Genomic DNA, 506 nt, shown 5'->3' with positions numbered 1-506 from the left:
TAGGCATCCCCCATACGCCCTTATTTCACTTACTCTCTAATATCTTCATGCCCGAAGGCAATCGCTATCTATTTTTGCTCTTACTCTTTACTTTATTCTCACAATATGTCAAAGAACCTTGTGTAAATCTTCTTGAATAAATTCAATCAATCTACATCGTCACATACCTTCGCTTTTCTCATTTGAAAAGGGTAGGAGTGGGGTATTTTTTAATCTATTCCTTTAAGCACGTTTGCTTATCGGGTAATCTGGTGGAGAATAACGGATTCGAACCGTTGACCCCCTGCGTGCAAGGCAGGTGCTCTAGCCAGCTGAGCTAATCCCCCAATTTTAATTGGGTTTTAATGTTAATCTCTTCATTCATTAGACTCGTTAGTCCAATGCGGTACGCTTAATTTCTTCGAGTGGAGAAGACGGATTCAACGCGGACGGCCAGTTCGTTGTGCCCTCTAATGTAGGGTAGGTTCCTAGCTTTTTGAGCTAATCCCCCGTTATTGGCTTTCATC

The 506-nt window shown here is 42.1% G+C and carries 1 tRNA gene; it reads right to left on the bottom strand.

The window, feature by feature from the left end:
• Positions 1–249: 249 nt before the first annotated feature.
• Positions 250–326 (bottom strand) — tRNA-Ala (locus tag ACST15_RS12510).
• Positions 327–506 lie beyond the last annotated feature (180 nt).

This window comes from Aquirufa sp. Wall-65K1 (genome assembly GCF_054558475.1).
The sequence above is the reverse complement of the archived record's forward strand: the minus strand, read 5'-3'. Positions and strand labels throughout refer to the sequence as shown.